Below are 14035 nucleotides of genomic sequence, written 5' to 3'. Positions count from 1 at the left end.
CGGGTAAGCGGAGCGCACCCGGGAATGGCTATGCCGTCAGGCAATGACGATGCATGCGCTGGTGCACTCTCCCGGATGCGGCCTTCGGCCTTATCCGGGCTACGCCTGACGTAGCCCGGGTAAGCGCAGCGCACCCGGGGATCGGATTGGTCGATCAGTTCTTCGGATCCAGCCGCAGCAGCCAGCCCTGGGCATCGCGGGTGCCGTCCTCCAGCAGCCAGACCGTACCGTCCGGGCCCTGTTCGACCTCGCGGATGCGGCGGCCCAGTTCGAAGCGCTCGGCCTCGCGTGCGCTGGTGCCGTCGAAGGCGATCCGCACCAGCGACCTGGACGACAGGCCGCCGATCAGGCCCGAGCCCTTCCACCCCGGATAGCGGTCGCCGCTGTAGATCACGAAGCCGGCCGGCGAGATCACCGGGTTCCAGCTCACCGCCGGGGCATGGAATTCCGGGCGGGTGTCGTGGTCGGGGATGGGCTTGCCGTCGTAGTGGTCGCCGTTGGAGACGATGGGATAGCCGTAGTTGGCGCCACGCTCGATCAGGTTGAGCTCGTCGCCGCCCCTGGGACCCATCTCGTGCGCCCACAGCCGGCCTTCGCCGTCGAAGGCCACGCCGAGGATGTTGCGATGGCCCAGGGTCCACACCTGCGCCGCCACGCCGCCCTGGTCCACGAACGGGTTGTCGGCCGGGACACTGCCGTCGTCGTTGAGGCGGATCATCTTGCCCAGGTTGGTCTTCATGTCCTGGGCCGGATCGAACTTCTGCCGTTCGCTGGAGCTGATCCACAGCTTGCCGTCGCGATCGAAGGCGATGCGCTGGCCGAAGTGGCCCTGGCCGCTGCCCTTCGGCTCCTGGCGCCAGACCACCCGCGGGTCCTCGGGCTGGCCGCCGCCGGCCTGGTCGGCCACCAGCTTCGCCCGCGCCACCGCCGCACCCGCGGTGCCGCCTTCGCCGGCCTCGCTGTAGCTGATGTAGACCAGCTGGTTGCCGGCAAAGTCCGGATGCAGCACCACGTCGGACAGACCGCCCTGGCCGCCATGCGCCACCTTCGGCACGCCGCCGACCGTGCCCAGCTTGCCGCTGGCCGGATCGAACAGGCGCAGGGTTCCAGCCATCTCGGTGACCAGCAGGCGGCCATCGGGCAGGAAGGTCATCGCCCAGGGCGCTTCGAAGCGCTTGATCTCGGTGACCTTGAACGGGGCATTGGCCGGGGTGGCCGGGCCCTGCGGCGCGGCGTGCACGGGTTCGACGATGGCCAGGGAGCCGGCGGCCAGCAGCGCCAGGCCCGCGGCCAGGGCGAGGGAAAGCGCGGTCGATTTCATGGCGGTTCCTTGCAGGATGCGGAGTGGCGGCCACCGTAGCGGGGGCGACCTTGGGCCTGCGTCAACATCGGCGCCTGCTCCGCGGCCCGGGTAAGCGAAGCGCCCCCGGGAACGGGCGAGGCCTCCACGTGATCGAAGGTCGCGGGCACTCCATTGCCGGATGCGGGCCTGCGGCCTTGTCCGGGCTACGGGGTGCGAGGCTGCGGGTGGCGTTCGTCGGAGACGATGGCGCCGTCGACCAGGGTGATGGTGCGGTCGCAGGTGGATGCCAGGCGCGGATCGTGGGTCACCACCAGCACCGCGCAGCCGAACTGCTCGTTGAAGCGGCGCAGCAGCTCGAACACCGAAGCCGCCGTCTTCGTATCCAGGTTGCCGGTGGGTTCGTCGGCCAGCAGCAGGGAAGGGCGGGTGACCAGGGCGCGGGCGATCGCCACGCGCTGCTGCTGGCCGCCTGAAAGCTGGTCCGGATGGCGGTCGGCGAACTTCTCCAGGCCGACGTCGGCCAGCAGGCCGCGGGCGATGTCCAGGATTTCCGCGTTGGGCCTGCCGTGGGCGACCATCCACGGCATCAGCACGTTCTCCAGCGCGGTGAACGCGCCGATCAGGTGGTGGAACTGGAACACGAAGCCGATGTGGCGGCCGCGCAGCGCGGTGCGCGCCGCGTCGTCCATCCCGCGGGTCGGCTGCCCGCCGAGGTAAAGCTCCCCGGCGGTGGGCGAATCGAGCAGGCCGACCAGGTTGAGCAGGGTGCTCTTGCCCGAGCCCGAGGGACCGACCAGGGCCGCGAAGTCGGCGCTGTCCAGGCGCAGGTCGATGCCGTGCAGGACCTCGACCTCGTTCGGCTGGCCGATGTTGTAGGACTTGCGCAGCCCTTCCAGGCGCAGGACCTCGCGCAACTCAGGCATGCCGGATCGCCTCCACCGGATCCAGGCGCGAGGCGCGCCAGGCCGGGACCAGGGCCGCGCCGATGCCGGCGAGCGTGGCCAGCGCCATTGCCGCGGGCACCAGGCTCGGCGGCAGGTCGATGGTGAACAGCTTCGGCCCGAACGTATTGAACGAGACGGCCAGGCCCCAGCCCGCCAGCGCGCCGATGGCGGAGCCGACCAGGCCCAGCACCGCGCCCTGGACCAGGAACACCCGCAGCATCTGCCGACGGCGCGTGCCCATGGCGCGCAGGATGCCGATCTCGCGTGTGCGCTGGGCCACGCTCACCGCCAGCACGCTGGCGATGCCCAGTGCCACCGAGATGGCGACGAAGAAGCTGATCATGCGGGTGGACATGCTCTGCGAAGTCAGCGCGTTCATCAGCTGGGCATTGGTTTCCAGCCAGCTTTCGGCCTGCAGGCCGGTGAGGCCGCGGATGCGCGCGGAGGTGTGGTCGGCGTCGAACACGTCGTCGACGGTCACGTCGATCACGGTCACGCCACCGGGCAGGGCCAGCAGCGACTGGGCCTGCTTGAGGTCGAGGTAGACGTAGCGCGCATCCAGTTCGCTCACGCCCAGTTCGAAGATGCCGGCGACATTGATCACCGCCTCGCGGCCATCGCCGGCATCCAGGCGCAGCTTGCCTCCGGTGCGCAGGCCCAGGTCCTCGGCGAGCTTGCGGCCGACCAGGCCGTTGCCCGAGCCGACGTCCAGCCGGCCGTCGATGATGTGCTTGTCGAGCGGAATCACCCGCAGGTAGCGCTGCAGGTCGATCCCGACCAGGGCCACCGATTCGGTGGCGTCGCCGCGGCGGCCGAAGGCGGGACCCGATACGACCGGCGAGACCGCGGTGACACCGGGCAGGCGCTCGATCACGTCGCGCACCTGCAGCCAGTTGTCGATCGGGCGCATGGCCTGCGGGCGCGGATCCTCCAGCACCAGCTGCAGGGTGCCGGCCTCGGGCGGCGCGAGCAGGTTCACTTCGCGCGGCGCCTCCACCCGCACGTGCGCCTGGCTGCCGAGGGTGCGCTCGATCAGGTTCTGCTGCAGGCCGGAGATCAGGGCGGTGACGAACACGATCACCGCCACGCCCACGGCGATGCCGCACAGGATCAGCAGCGACTGCGCGCGCCCATGGCGCAGGAAACGCATCGCGATGGTGGTTTCGATCCACATGGGATCAGCCCGCGCCGCCCTGGACGGCGGTGGGCAGGGCCTGGTCCTTGCTCGCCGCCGCGGCGGGCAGCGCCGCCGGCAGCGGCTGCACGCGCAGGCGTACGCGGTCGCCATCGGCCGGGAGCGCGGCATCGTCCAGCGTGCCAGCGGCCAGCACCTGGTCGCCTTCGGTCAGGCCTTCGCTGACCTCGGTCATCGCCAGGCCACGCAGGCCCAGCGTCACCGGCACCCGTTGCACGCGTCCGCCGCGCACGCGCAGCACCTCGGCACGGGTGGCCCCCGGATCGTTGCCGAGCAAGGCATCGTTGGGCACGGCAAGCGCCTTGTCGCGGCGGCCGGTAAGGATGGTCGCGGTGACGGTCATGTCCTGGCGCACGAAGTCGGCCGAGGGGTCTATGCGCAGGCGCACGTCCACGGTGCCACGCGCCGGATCGATGCCCGGGGCGACGTGGTACACGGTGGCGGGGAAGGGGCGGCCGGGGAAGGCATCGGCCACGCAGGTGGCCGCCTGGCCGACTTCCAGCAGGGACAGGTTCTTCTCGTCCAGCGGCAGCAGGATCTCCCCCGGCGCGTCGGCCGCGATCTCCAGCAGCACCTGGCCCGGAGTGACGGTATCGCCGGGCTCGACCTGGCGGACCAGCACGGTGCCCGCCACGGTGGAGCGGATCACCGCGCGCTCGAGGTCGGCCTCGGCCGCGCGCAGGCGTTCGATCGCCTGGACTTCCAGCGCGCCGCCGCTGGCCACGGCTTCGGCAGCCCCGCGCGCCTGCTCGGCCGCGGCACGGGCGGCCGCCACCGCCTGCGCGGCCTGCTCGACGCTCTCGCGAGACACCAGCCGGCGCTCGCCGAGTTCGCGCCGGCGTTGGGCCTCGCGCTCGGCCTGGGCGAGATCGGCCTGGGCCTGGCGGTAGCGGGCCTGGGCATCGGGACGGTCGGCCTTGCGCAGGGTCTCCAGCGCGGCACGCGCCTCGTTGCGGCGGGCTTCGATATCCAGCGCCCGCAGCACCACCAGCACGTCGCCGGGCGCGACCCGGTCGCCCTCCATTACCCGCCGCTCCAGCCCCAGGCCGGAGATCTCGGCGCCGACCTGGACCCGCGACAGCGCCGCGACCCGGCCGGTGGCCACCACGTTCTGCACCAGCGGGCCCGAAGCCACCTCGTAGCCCGGCAGGACCGGTCCGAGCCAGCGCGCCACGGCCCAGGACAGCAGCGCCAGCAGGAGGACGAGGGCGGTCGCGATCATCCAGCGGCGCCGCGCGGGAAGGTGGGGCATGGACATACCTGGCACGAAAGGCCGCCAATCTTCGCCCGCATCGCGTGAGTGCGACAACGACGGCGGCCGGCCGCCGCTGGCCCGGGGTTGCTAGGCTCGCTGCTGGCGACGAGGGGGTAACCCATGCACAGACGGCAGTTCCTCGGCAGCGCGATGGCCGCCTCCCTGCTGGCGCTGACCGGCCCGGGACGGGCGCTGGCCGCCGGGCCGGTGCGCCTGCTGCCACCCGCGCTGCGCCCGGGCGACATGGTGGGCCTGGTCAGCCCGTCCTCGGCTACCGACGACAGCCTCAAGCTGCAGCTGGCGACCGAGGCGATGCAGGCGCTGGGCTTCAAGGTGCGCGCCGGCGAGCATTACGGCGACCGCCGTGGCCACCTGGCCGGCAGCGATGCCGACCGCGCCGGGGACATCAACCGCATGTTCGGTGACCCGGAAGTGCGGGCGCTGGTGTGCGGGCGCGGCGGGGCCGGCGCGGCACGCCTGCTGCCACTGCTGGACTACGGGCTGATCCGGCGCAATCCGAAGGTGCTGCTTGGCTATTCGGACATTACCGCGCTGCATTGCGCGATCCAGGCGCAGACCGGGCTGGTGACCTTCCATGGCCCGATCGGCTCGGGCAGCTGGAACCGCTTCGTGGTCGACCAGTTCCGGCGGGTGTTCTTCCAGCACGAACTGCTCGAATACCGCAACCCGCCGGACGAAGACGAGGACGAACTGGTGCCGCGCCGCAACCGCACCATGACCATCCACGGCGGACGCGCCCGCGGCCGGCTGCTGGGCGGCAACCTGTCGGTGCTGGTGGGCCTGGCGGGGTCGCCTTACCTGCCGGCATTCGACGGGGCGATCCTGTTCCTGGAGGACGTGGAGGAGGCGCCGTACCGGGTGGACAGGATGCTCACCACGCTCAAGCTCGCCGGGGTGCTGGATCGCATCGCGGGTTTCATCTTCGGCCAGTGCACGGACTGCGAGCCGCGCGCTGGCTATGGTTCGCTGACCCTGGAGCAGGTCCTGGACGACCATGTCCGTCCGCTGGCCATCCCGGCCTACCGTGGCGCCCAGATCGGCCACCTGCGCGAGCAGTTCATCATCCCGGTCGGCGGCCAGGTCGAGATGGATGCCGACGCCGGCACCTTCCGCCTGCTGGAGCCTGTGTTCTCGTAGATTGGTGACTGGTGACTGGTGACTGGTGACTGGTGATTGGTGATTGGTGATTGGTGATTCGGGATTGGGGATTCGTCAGGAGCGGGAACCGGGAGTGGCGGCAGAGCAAAGTCATTGGCCGGACTTGACCTTCCCATGATGGGAAGGTTCACCATGGTCGCCATGGATACCCCGAACATCGTTGTAGTCCCCGCGGCCGGCACAACTCCCGCCGTCCTGCGTCTGCCCGTGGAGGGCATGAGCTGCGCCTCCTGCGCCGGGCGGGTCGAACGCGCCCTGGCGGCACTGCCGGGCGTGGAGTCGGCCAGCGTCAACGTGGTCAGCGCCACCGCCGAGGTCCGCGGCGCGGCGCTGCCACCGGCGGCCGACCTGGTCGTTGCAGTGGAAAAGGCCGGCTACCGCGTGCCGGCGGGCGAGGCCGAGCTGGCGATCGAGGGCATGCACTGCGCTTCCTGCGTAGGCCGGGTGGAGCGCGCCCTCGCCGCGGTGCCGGGCGTGGTCGAGGCCTCGGTCAACCTGGCCACCGAGCGGGCACGGGTACGTACCGCTGGTCCCGCTGATACGGCCGTCCTGGCAGAGGCCGTACGCAAGGCCGGTTACCGGATCGCGGCGCCGGAGGCGCCCGCGGCAGCGCTGCCTTCCGGAACGCAAACGTCCCTTGCGGGGCAGCCGGCGGGGCTGGCTACGGCTGCAGACCCACGGTTGTCCAAGGAAGCCCGCCACCTGGTCATCGCGATCGTGCTGGCCGCACCGATGGTCCTGCCGATGGTTGGCATGCCCTTCGGCAGGCACTGGATGTTGCCGGGCTGGATCCAGCTGCTGCTGGCCACGCCGCTGCAGTTCTGGCTGGGCGCGAGGTTCTACCGCGCCGGCTGGGGCGCGTTGCGGGCCGGCACCGGCAACATGGACCTGCTGGTCGCACTGGGCACCAGCACGGCGTACGGCCTGAGCCTGTTCCACCTGCTGCGCGAGGGCGGGCATGCACCGCTGTATTTCGAAGGCTCGGCCGCGATCATCACCCTCGTGCTGCTGGGCAAGTTCCTGGAGGGGCGCGCCAAGCGCCAGGCTACCGCCGCGATCCGCGCCCTTCAGGCGCTGCGCCCGACCACCGCGCGCCTGCGCACCGCCCAGGGCGAGTCCGAGGTGCCGGTAGACCAGGTGGCGGTGGGCGACCGGGTGGTCGTGCGTCCCGGGGAACGCTTCCCGGTGGACGGCATCGTCGAGGAAGGACTTACCCATGCCGACGAGTCGCTCGTGACGGGCGAATCGGTGCCCGTGGCCAAGGCGCCGGGCGACCGGGTCACCGCCGGCGCGGTGAACGCCGATGGCGTGGTCGTGGTGCGCACCGCCGCGGTGGGGGCGGAGACCGCGCTTGCCCGCATCGTCCGGCTGGTGGAGGACGCGCAGGCGGTGAAGGCGCCGATCCAGCGCGCCGTGGACCGGGTCGCCGCGGTGTTCGTGCCGGTGATCCTGGGCCTTGCCCTGCTGACCTTGCTGGGCTGGGGCCTGGGCACGGGCGACTGGGACCGCGCCATCCTCAACGCGGGGTCGGTGCTGGTCATCGCCTGTCCCTGCGCCCTGGGACTGGCCACGCCGACGGCGATCATGGCCGGCACCGGCGTGGCCGCGCGCGCCGGCATCCTGGTCAAGGATGCGCATGCGCTTGAGCTGGCGCGCTCGATCAAGGTGGTGGCCTTCGACAAGACGGGCACGCTCACCGTGGGCGAGCCCCGCCTGCTGGAGGCGGTTGCGGTGGACGGCGACCGCGATGCGCTGCTGGTCCTGGCCGCGGCCCTGCAGCAGCACAGCGCGCATCCGCTGGCGCTGGCGGTGTTGCGCGAAGGCGTCGACGCGGCCCCGGCGAGCGGGCTGCAGGCGCTGCCGGGCCGCGGCGTGCGCGGCAGGGTCGACGGGCGCATGGCCTGGATCGGCAACCTGGCCCTGATGCGGGAAGCCGGCGTGGCCGTGGACGCACTGCTGGGGCGTGCGGAGGAACTGGAAGCCAGTGGCCACACCCTGTCCTGGCTGGCGGTGGAGGAGGGCGGCAAGCCGCGACTGCGCGGCCTGCTGGCCTTCCGCGACCAGCCGCGCCCTGGTGCGCGCATTGCGATCGAACGCCTGCGCGCGATGGGCGTGCGCACGGTGATGCTGTCCGGCGACAACCGCGGCGCCGCCGGCACGGTGGCGGAGGCGCTGGGCATCGACGAGGTGCAGGCCGAGGTGCGCCCGGAGCAGAAGGTGGCCGCAATCGAGGCATTGAAGTCCGGTGGCGTGGTGGCGATGGTCGGCGAGGGCATCAACGACGCGCCGGCGCTGGCGGCGGCCGATGTCGGCATCGCCATGGGTTCGGGCACCGACGTGGCCATGCATGCGGCGGCCATCACCCTGATGCGGCCGGAGCCGCAGCTGGTGGCCGATGCCATCGATGTCTCGCGGCGCACCACCGGCAAGATCCACCAGAACCTGTTCTGGGCCTTCGGGTACAACGTCATCGGCATTCCACTGGCGGCCGCCGGCATGCTGAGCCCGGCGCTGGCCGGCGCGGCGATGGCGTTCTCCTCGGTGAGCGTGGTCGCCAATACCCTGCTGCTGCGGCGCTGGCGTCCCGCGGCCGGCGCGGGGACGACGCCATGAAGCACGAAGCCGCGAAGGCCGCCCGGGACAAGGGCTTGTACTCGATCGGCGAGGCGGCCGCGCATTCGGGTGTGTCGGCCAAGATGATCCGACATTACGAGGGGATCGGCCTGGCCCCGCCGCCGCCGCGCCCCGCTGCCGGCTCCCGCCTGTACGCCGAGGCCGATGTGCACCGCCTGCGTTTCATCAACCGCGCGCGTTTGCTGGGCTTCGGGATGAAGCAGATCGAGCGGCTGCTGGCGTTGTGGTCGGATCGCACCCGCGCCAGCGCCGAGGTCAAGCGGCTGGCGCTGCAGCACGCGGCAGAGCTGGGCGAGCGCATCGCCCAGTTGCAGTCCATGCAGCGCACGCTTGAAGCCCTGGCAGGTCAGTGCCACGGCGACGACCGCCCGGACTGCCCGATCCTCGACGACCTCGAGGGTGGCTGCGGAGGCACCCCTCTCCCATCGGGAGAGGGGCTGGGGCGAGGGTAGGGCGGCCGGCGCGGTCGATGCTCGCTGCGATCCGGCCTGTCTGGTCGCGATCACCTCTGCCGACCGCGGCAGTGCCATCGCAAAGCAGCCGGCCCTCACCCCCCTGTCCCCTCCGGAGGGGACGGGGATACGCATTGATGGCATGCGCTTGCCGGGGATTCACATCGCCGCAGGCACCCTGTATCTGTAGTGCCGAGGAGGAGGTTTCCATGGCGACCGGATGGGCCGGCGACAACGCCGTCAACGACCAGATCGACGCGACCGTGAAGGACGGCATCGAGCGCGCCCGCTCGCGCCTGCCGAAGGGGCCGAGCCTGGAGCGCTGCGAGGAATGCGACGCGCCCATCCCCGAGGCGCGTCGTCGCGCGGTGCCCGGCGTGCGCCTGTGCGTCGCCTGCCAGTCCGCGCACGACGAGGACGAAGCCAGCTTTGCCGGCTACAACCGGCGCGGCAGCAAGGACAGCCAGCTGCGCTGAGTCCAGCGGTTACTTCGGGGCGCTTTCGGTGGCCGGCGGCGCCAGCCATGCGGCCGGCACTTCGCTGCCGCGCCAGCGGCGCACCACGCGCTGGAAGAACATGCTGTTGGGGACCTGCAGGCTGCTGCCGGCATGGGCCGGGTCGCGCGCCACTTCCTGCAGGGTGGTGTAGATCAGGTTGACGTCGACCACGCGGCCCTTGAGGCCGGGCTTTTCGCCGTTCTCCACCACCTCGATGTAGTCGTACAGGCGGAACGGGCGGGTGGTGAAGATCAGCACCGTGCAGAAGATGTTGGACAGCACGCTCCAGGCGGCGAAGAACGCCACCGCGCCGACCGCGGCGAAACTGGTGAAGGCAGTCCACAGCACCGTCCCCGATACGCCCAGTCGTTCCAGCACCAGCAGCAGGGCGCCGAAGCCGATCAGGCCGCCGCTGACCCGGTGCAGTGCAACGCCCATCTCCGGCGGAACGTCGCGCTTGTTCATGAGGCGGTGCACGATCCGGCGCACCAGCTGCTGCAGCAGCCAGGCGGCCAGGACGATCAGCACGGCCTGGACGATCGGCGTGACCGTGCCCAGCCAGCCCTGTACCCAGGCGGGCAGGTATTGCTTCATCCGTTTGGCATGGATACGGCCGCGCCGGCCGCTTCGCCTCTCATTCTAGGAGACGCTGCCCCCGACGCGCGCGCCGCGCATCGGATCGCATCCGCAGGATGGCTGCAATGCTTGCAGCATCGCTGCAGCTGGACGCTTAAGTCGCCCCGGAACCGCGACGCTAACCGTGCGGCGGCTGGTGCCGTCGGTACCGCTGCCCCGGCGAGTGGGGGGCTCCAGCCATGCGTGGCTTCCGGCAGGTGGCGCGCATCGGGGCAGGGCTAGCGCGCATGCAGCGCGTGGCCGTCCTCGACGCCGGGCCAGCGTTCCAGATGGTCGAGCTTGCGGCGGTACATCCCCCGCGCCCGGTCGGTATCCGCCAACTTCAGCGCGCGCGCCATCTCGTGTCGGGCCAGTTCCGGCTGGCCGGCCAGGAAGTACGCCCGGGCCAGGCCGAAGTGGAAGGCATGCTGCCCGCCGTCCAGGCGGATGGCCTTGCGGTAATGGGTGGCCGCGCAGGCGTAGTTGCCGGCGTCCTCGCAGCCGAGGGCGAGCACGAACTGGGCGAAGGGATCGGTGCGTCGGACCTTTTCCAGCCTGGCGACGAAGTCCGCGGCAAGTCCGGCCTGGCCGCTGCGCTGGTAAAGGTTCACCAGGTTGGACAGGGTCGCTGTGTGCTTCGGTGCCAACCGCCAGGCGGCGCGCAGCGCGGTGCCGGCGGCCTCGAAATGCCCCGCCCGCAGCTCCAGCACACCCAGGTTGTTCCAGGCCGGCACGAAGCGCGGATCGGCTTCCAGTGCCGCCTCCAGCTGCGCGCGTGCGCCGGCCAGGTCACCGCTGGCCATCAGTTCGGCGCCGCGGTTGTTGCGGAAATGGGCCAGGGCGCGGGCGTCGTCGACGACGCGCGGACGGCTGCGCATGGCCAGGATGTTCTGCTCGACGTCCAGCGTGTGCTGGCGCAGGCCGCCGCGGATTCCGGCATTGACGTGGCTGGCGCCGTAGATGACCCCCGCGTCGCGGTACCAGGCCAGGACCTCGTCCACTTCCTGCACGTGGGCGTCCATCCCGGCCGCACGCGCCAGGGCGACGAACACCAGCGTGAACGACAGGCAGTTGGCGCGCCGGTCGCGCCAGGCCTCGGCCACGGTGCGGGTGCGGTCGTTGTCGTATTCGAGTCCGAGGCCGTCAGGTTCCAGGACCATGGCCGCCAGCCGCTGGATCCGGTCCTCGCGGCTGCCGCCCGGGTCGATCACGCGCTCCTGCAGCATCGCCCGTAGCGGGGGAGGGATCTCCAGGACCTCATCGATCCCGGGAACAGGCCGCAGGGCCTGGATCGCCGGCAGGGTGGGAGGCGCCGATGGCGGCGCCGTGGACCCGGTCGCAGGTCCGGCCTGTGGGGTTGCGGCCAGTGCCGCTGCCAGTGCCAGTGCGTACATGACCCGCCTCCCGGTCCATGCCACGCCGAGTGTACGCCTCCGCGCGGGCGACGGCGGCGGTCAGGGCGCGTGCACCCGCACCTGCACGCCGGGCGCGGTGACGGTCTGGCCCGCGCGGATCTTGCAGGTCTTGCGCAGCTCCGGCGTGCCATCGACGCGGACCACGCCGCTGGCCACCAGCGCCTTGCCGGCGCCGCCGCTGTCGCAAACGCCGACCAGCTTGAGCAGCTGGTTCAGTTCCACATGCTCGCCCTGGAGCTCGAAATCGATGGTTTCCATCCGCGAAGTCTAGCGCGCGCGCGGGGCCCGGCTGGCCTGCGCCATGCGCCAGCGCTCCAGGCTCTCCAGCTTGCGCCGGTAGACGTTCCGCACGCGTTCGGTATCGCCGAGGCTGGCGGCCTTGGCCATCTCGCGCTGCGCGTGCTCCAGCTGGCCGTCCAGGAAGTACGCCCGCGCCAGTCCGAAATGGAACGCGTGCTCGCCGCCCTGGATGCGGATGGCGCGCTGGTAGCGTGCGATCGCGCATCCGTAGTCGCCCTCGTCCTCGCATTCCAGCGCGAGCATGAACTGGGCGAAGGGGTCGGTGCGGCGGATCTCTTCGAGCCTGGCGGCGTAACGCGCCGCCTGCTCGGGCTGGCCGTTGCGCTGGTACGCGTTCACAAGGTTGGACAGGGTCGAGGCGTGCTCGGGGGCAAGCCGGCGCGCCGTGTGCAGGGCCTCCAGCGCCTTGCGTTCGTCGCCGAGCCGTTGCTGCAGCACGCCCATGTTGTTCCAGGCCGGCACGAACTTGCGGTCGGCCATTAGCGCCGCTTCCAGCAGGGCGCGGGCGCCGGCCAGGTCGCCGTCGGCCATCAGTTCCGCCCCGCGGTTGTTGTAGACATGGGCAAGGGCGCGGGCGTCGCTGACGCCGCGCGGCCGCCCGCGCGTGGCCAGGATGTTGCGGTCCACGTCCACCGTCTGCTGCCGCATGCCGCTGCGGATGCCTGCATTGACGTGGCTGGCGCTGTAGATCACGCCCGCGTCCCGGTACCAGGCCAGCACCTCGCCGGCCTCCTGGACGTAGGCATCCATGCCGGCGGCGCGGGCGAGGGCGACGAACAGGAGGGTGTAGGACACGCAGTTGGCCCTGCGGTCGCGCCAGGTCTCGGCCACGGTGCGGGTGCGGTCGTTGTCGTATTCGATCGCCAGTGCGGTCTGGTCGAACACCAGTACCACCAGCCGCTCCAGCTGCTCCTGGCGGGTGCCGCCGGGGGCGATCACCCGCTCCTGCAGCAGCACCTGCAGTTCCGGCGGAATGGCCATGATCTCGGCCAGGTCCGGGATATGCGGCGGCTGCTGGACAGCCACTGCCGGCGGGGCCTGCTCCGCCGGGGGAACGGCCGGCGGCGTCGCCGGCTGGGATGCGGCCAGGGCCGCTGCCAATGCCATTGCGTACATGACCCACCTCCCGCTGCCTGCTGTCGCCAGTGTATGCCCGCCAGCCGTCCCTGGAATGACCCGGATGGCCCATCCGGCATGCGCGGCAGCCGTTTCCCGGGCAACGTTTTCCTGCGCTCCGGCCGCTGGCGGGCGTTGTATCCTGCGCCGCTGCCGCGCGCGCGGCTCCCATGACCCGCAACCAGGGAAGCTTCCCCATGATCCAGCGTTTCGAAACCGGTCCGCGCATGTCCGAAATGACCGTGCACAACGGCGTGGCCTACCTGTCCGGGCAGATCCCGGAGGACACCAGCCAGGACATCACCGGCCAGACCCGGCAGGTGCTGCAGGCGATCGATGCGCTGCTGGCCCAGGCCGGCAGCGACAAGACGAAGATCCTGCGCGCGGAGATCTTCCTCGCCGACATCGGCGATTTCGCCGGCATGAACAAGGCCTGGGAAGAGTGGGTGCCGCAGGGGCATACCCCCGCCCGCGCCACGGTGCAGGCGAAGCTGGCCGATCCGGCCTGGAAGGTCGAGATCGTGGTCACCGCCGCGGTCTGAGCGATCGTGTGATGGGCGACCTGTTCGCTGCCGCGGACGAGCACCACAGCCTGTTCTTCGCGCTGGTGCCGGCGCCGCCGGTGGTGGCCGCCATCCAGGCCGCGCGCCAGGCGCTGGAGGCGGGCCTGGCGCCCCAGCGCGGCGGTGGCGTGCCCGACGAACGCCTGCACCTGACCCTGCACTGGCTGGGCGAGTGGTCCCGGCTGCCGCAGGCGCTGGTGGACGATGCCTGCGCCGCGGCTGCACGGATGCGGCTGTCCGGCTTCGAACTGCGCCTGGACCAGGCCGAATGCTTCGGCCACGCGGAATCGATCTGGGTACTCCGGCCCTCGCAGCCGCCCAGGCAGCTGGAGGAACTGCACCGGGCACTGGCGGCGGCCCTGGCCGCCCGGCGGGTGCGCGTGCCGGTAGGGCCTTCGCTCGCGCCGCACGTGACCGTGCGACGCCGGGCAAGCGTGCGCTTCCCGCCGCAGCCGGTGCCGCCGGTGGAATGGCGGGTGGACCGCTTCGCCCTGCTGCAGAGCCTGCGTACCGGTGCGGGAACCCGCTACCGCGTGCTGGGAGAGTGGCCGCTGTCCGCGGCTTGAG

Annotated in this window: 14 protein-coding genes; 6 read left to right on the top strand and 8 right to left on the bottom strand. The window is 71.5% G+C overall.

Going from position 1 to position 14035, the window contains the following annotated elements:
* Positions 1-154: 154 nt before the first annotated feature.
* From CSC68_RS04680 to CSC68_RS04665, 4 genes are all read right to left on the bottom strand, one after another.
* Positions 155-1321, bottom strand: coding sequence for a PQQ-dependent sugar dehydrogenase (locus tag CSC68_RS04680; RefSeq protein ID WP_162202375.1), 1167 nt, complete (start codon positions 1319-1321; stop codon positions 155-157).
* A 185-nt stretch (positions 1322-1506) separates the two neighbouring features.
* A complete protein-coding gene (locus CSC68_RS04675) occupies positions 1507-2226 on the bottom strand; it encodes an ABC transporter ATP-binding protein (RefSeq protein WP_162202374.1) in 720 nt (239 codons plus the stop codon).
* Positions 2219-3421 carry an ABC transporter permease gene (locus tag CSC68_RS04670; RefSeq protein WP_162202373.1) on the bottom strand — a complete coding sequence of 401 codons (1203 nt, stop codon included), beginning with the start codon at positions 3419-3421 and terminating at the stop codon, positions 2219-2221. Before CSC68_RS04670 ends, CSC68_RS04675 begins: the two co-directional genes overlap by 8 nt.
* 4 nt (positions 3422-3425) lie before the next feature.
* On the bottom strand, positions 3426-4694 hold the full coding sequence (locus tag CSC68_RS04665; protein ID WP_162202372.1) for an efflux RND transporter periplasmic adaptor subunit: 1269 nt from the start codon (positions 4692-4694) through the stop codon (positions 3426-3428).
* A gap of 123 nt (positions 4695-4817) precedes the next feature.
* Here CSC68_RS04665 and CSC68_RS04660 point away from each other — a divergent pair, with 123 nt between their 5' ends.
* From CSC68_RS04660 to CSC68_RS04645, 4 genes are all read left to right on the top strand, one after another.
* Positions 4818-5855, top strand: a complete 1038-nt coding sequence (locus CSC68_RS04660) for a S66 peptidase family protein (RefSeq protein WP_162202371.1) — start codon at positions 4818-4820, stop codon at positions 5853-5855.
* Positions 5856-5990: 135 nt separating this feature from the next.
* Entirely contained in the window at positions 5991-8489 is a 2499-nt protein-coding gene (locus CSC68_RS04655) for a heavy metal translocating P-type ATPase (RefSeq protein WP_162202370.1), read from the top strand.
* Entirely contained in the window at positions 8486-8962 is a 477-nt protein-coding gene (gene cueR, locus CSC68_RS04650) for a Cu(I)-responsive transcriptional regulator (protein ID WP_162202369.1), read from the top strand. Before CSC68_RS04655 ends, cueR begins: the two co-directional genes overlap by 4 nt.
* A gap of 209 nt (positions 8963-9171) precedes the next feature.
* Positions 9172-9438, top strand: a complete 267-nt coding sequence (locus CSC68_RS04645; RefSeq protein WP_162202368.1) for a DksA/TraR family C4-type zinc finger protein — start codon at positions 9172-9174, stop codon at positions 9436-9438.
* A 9-nt stretch (positions 9439-9447) separates the two neighbouring features.
* Here CSC68_RS04645 and CSC68_RS04640 read toward each other — a convergent pair whose 3' ends face one another.
* From CSC68_RS04640 to CSC68_RS04625, 4 genes are all read right to left on the bottom strand, one after another.
* Entirely contained in the window at positions 9448-10053 is a 606-nt protein-coding gene (locus tag CSC68_RS04640) for a mechanosensitive ion channel family protein (RefSeq protein ID WP_162202367.1), read from the bottom strand.
* Positions 10054-10313: 260 nt separating this feature from the next.
* A complete protein-coding gene (locus CSC68_RS04635; RefSeq protein WP_162202366.1) occupies positions 10314-11468 on the bottom strand; it encodes a tetratricopeptide repeat protein in 1155 nt (384 codons plus the stop codon).
* 60 nt (positions 11469-11528) lie between these two features.
* The gene (locus tag CSC68_RS04630; RefSeq protein ID WP_162202365.1) at positions 11529-11747 is read right to left on the bottom strand and encodes an RNA-binding S4 domain-containing protein; all 219 of its coding nucleotides are present in this window, start codon (positions 11745-11747) and stop codon (positions 11529-11531) included.
* A 9-nt stretch (positions 11748-11756) separates the two neighbouring features.
* The gene (locus CSC68_RS04625; protein WP_162202364.1) at positions 11757-12905 is read right to left on the bottom strand and encodes a tetratricopeptide repeat protein; all 1149 of its coding nucleotides are present in this window, start codon (positions 12903-12905) and stop codon (positions 11757-11759) included.
* 197 nt (positions 12906-13102) lie between these two features.
* Between CSC68_RS04625 and CSC68_RS04620 the strand changes: the two genes are divergently transcribed.
* Positions 13103-13447, top strand: coding sequence for a RidA family protein (locus CSC68_RS04620; protein WP_162202363.1), 345 nt, complete (start codon positions 13103-13105; stop codon positions 13445-13447).
* An 11-nt stretch (positions 13448-13458) separates the two neighbouring features.
* The gene (gene thpR, locus CSC68_RS04615) at positions 13459-14034 is read left to right on the top strand and encodes an RNA 2',3'-cyclic phosphodiesterase (protein ID WP_162202362.1); all 576 of its coding nucleotides are present in this window, start codon (positions 13459-13461) and stop codon (positions 14032-14034) included.
* Position 14035 lies beyond the last annotated feature (1 nt).

It is taken from the genome of Pseudoxanthomonas suwonensis (assembly GCF_010093235.1).
Taxonomy (GTDB): domain Bacteria; phylum Pseudomonadota; class Gammaproteobacteria; order Xanthomonadales; family Xanthomonadaceae; genus Pseudoxanthomonas; species Pseudoxanthomonas suwonensis.
The sequence above is the reverse complement of the archived record's forward strand: the minus strand, read 5'-3'. Positions and strand labels throughout refer to the sequence as shown.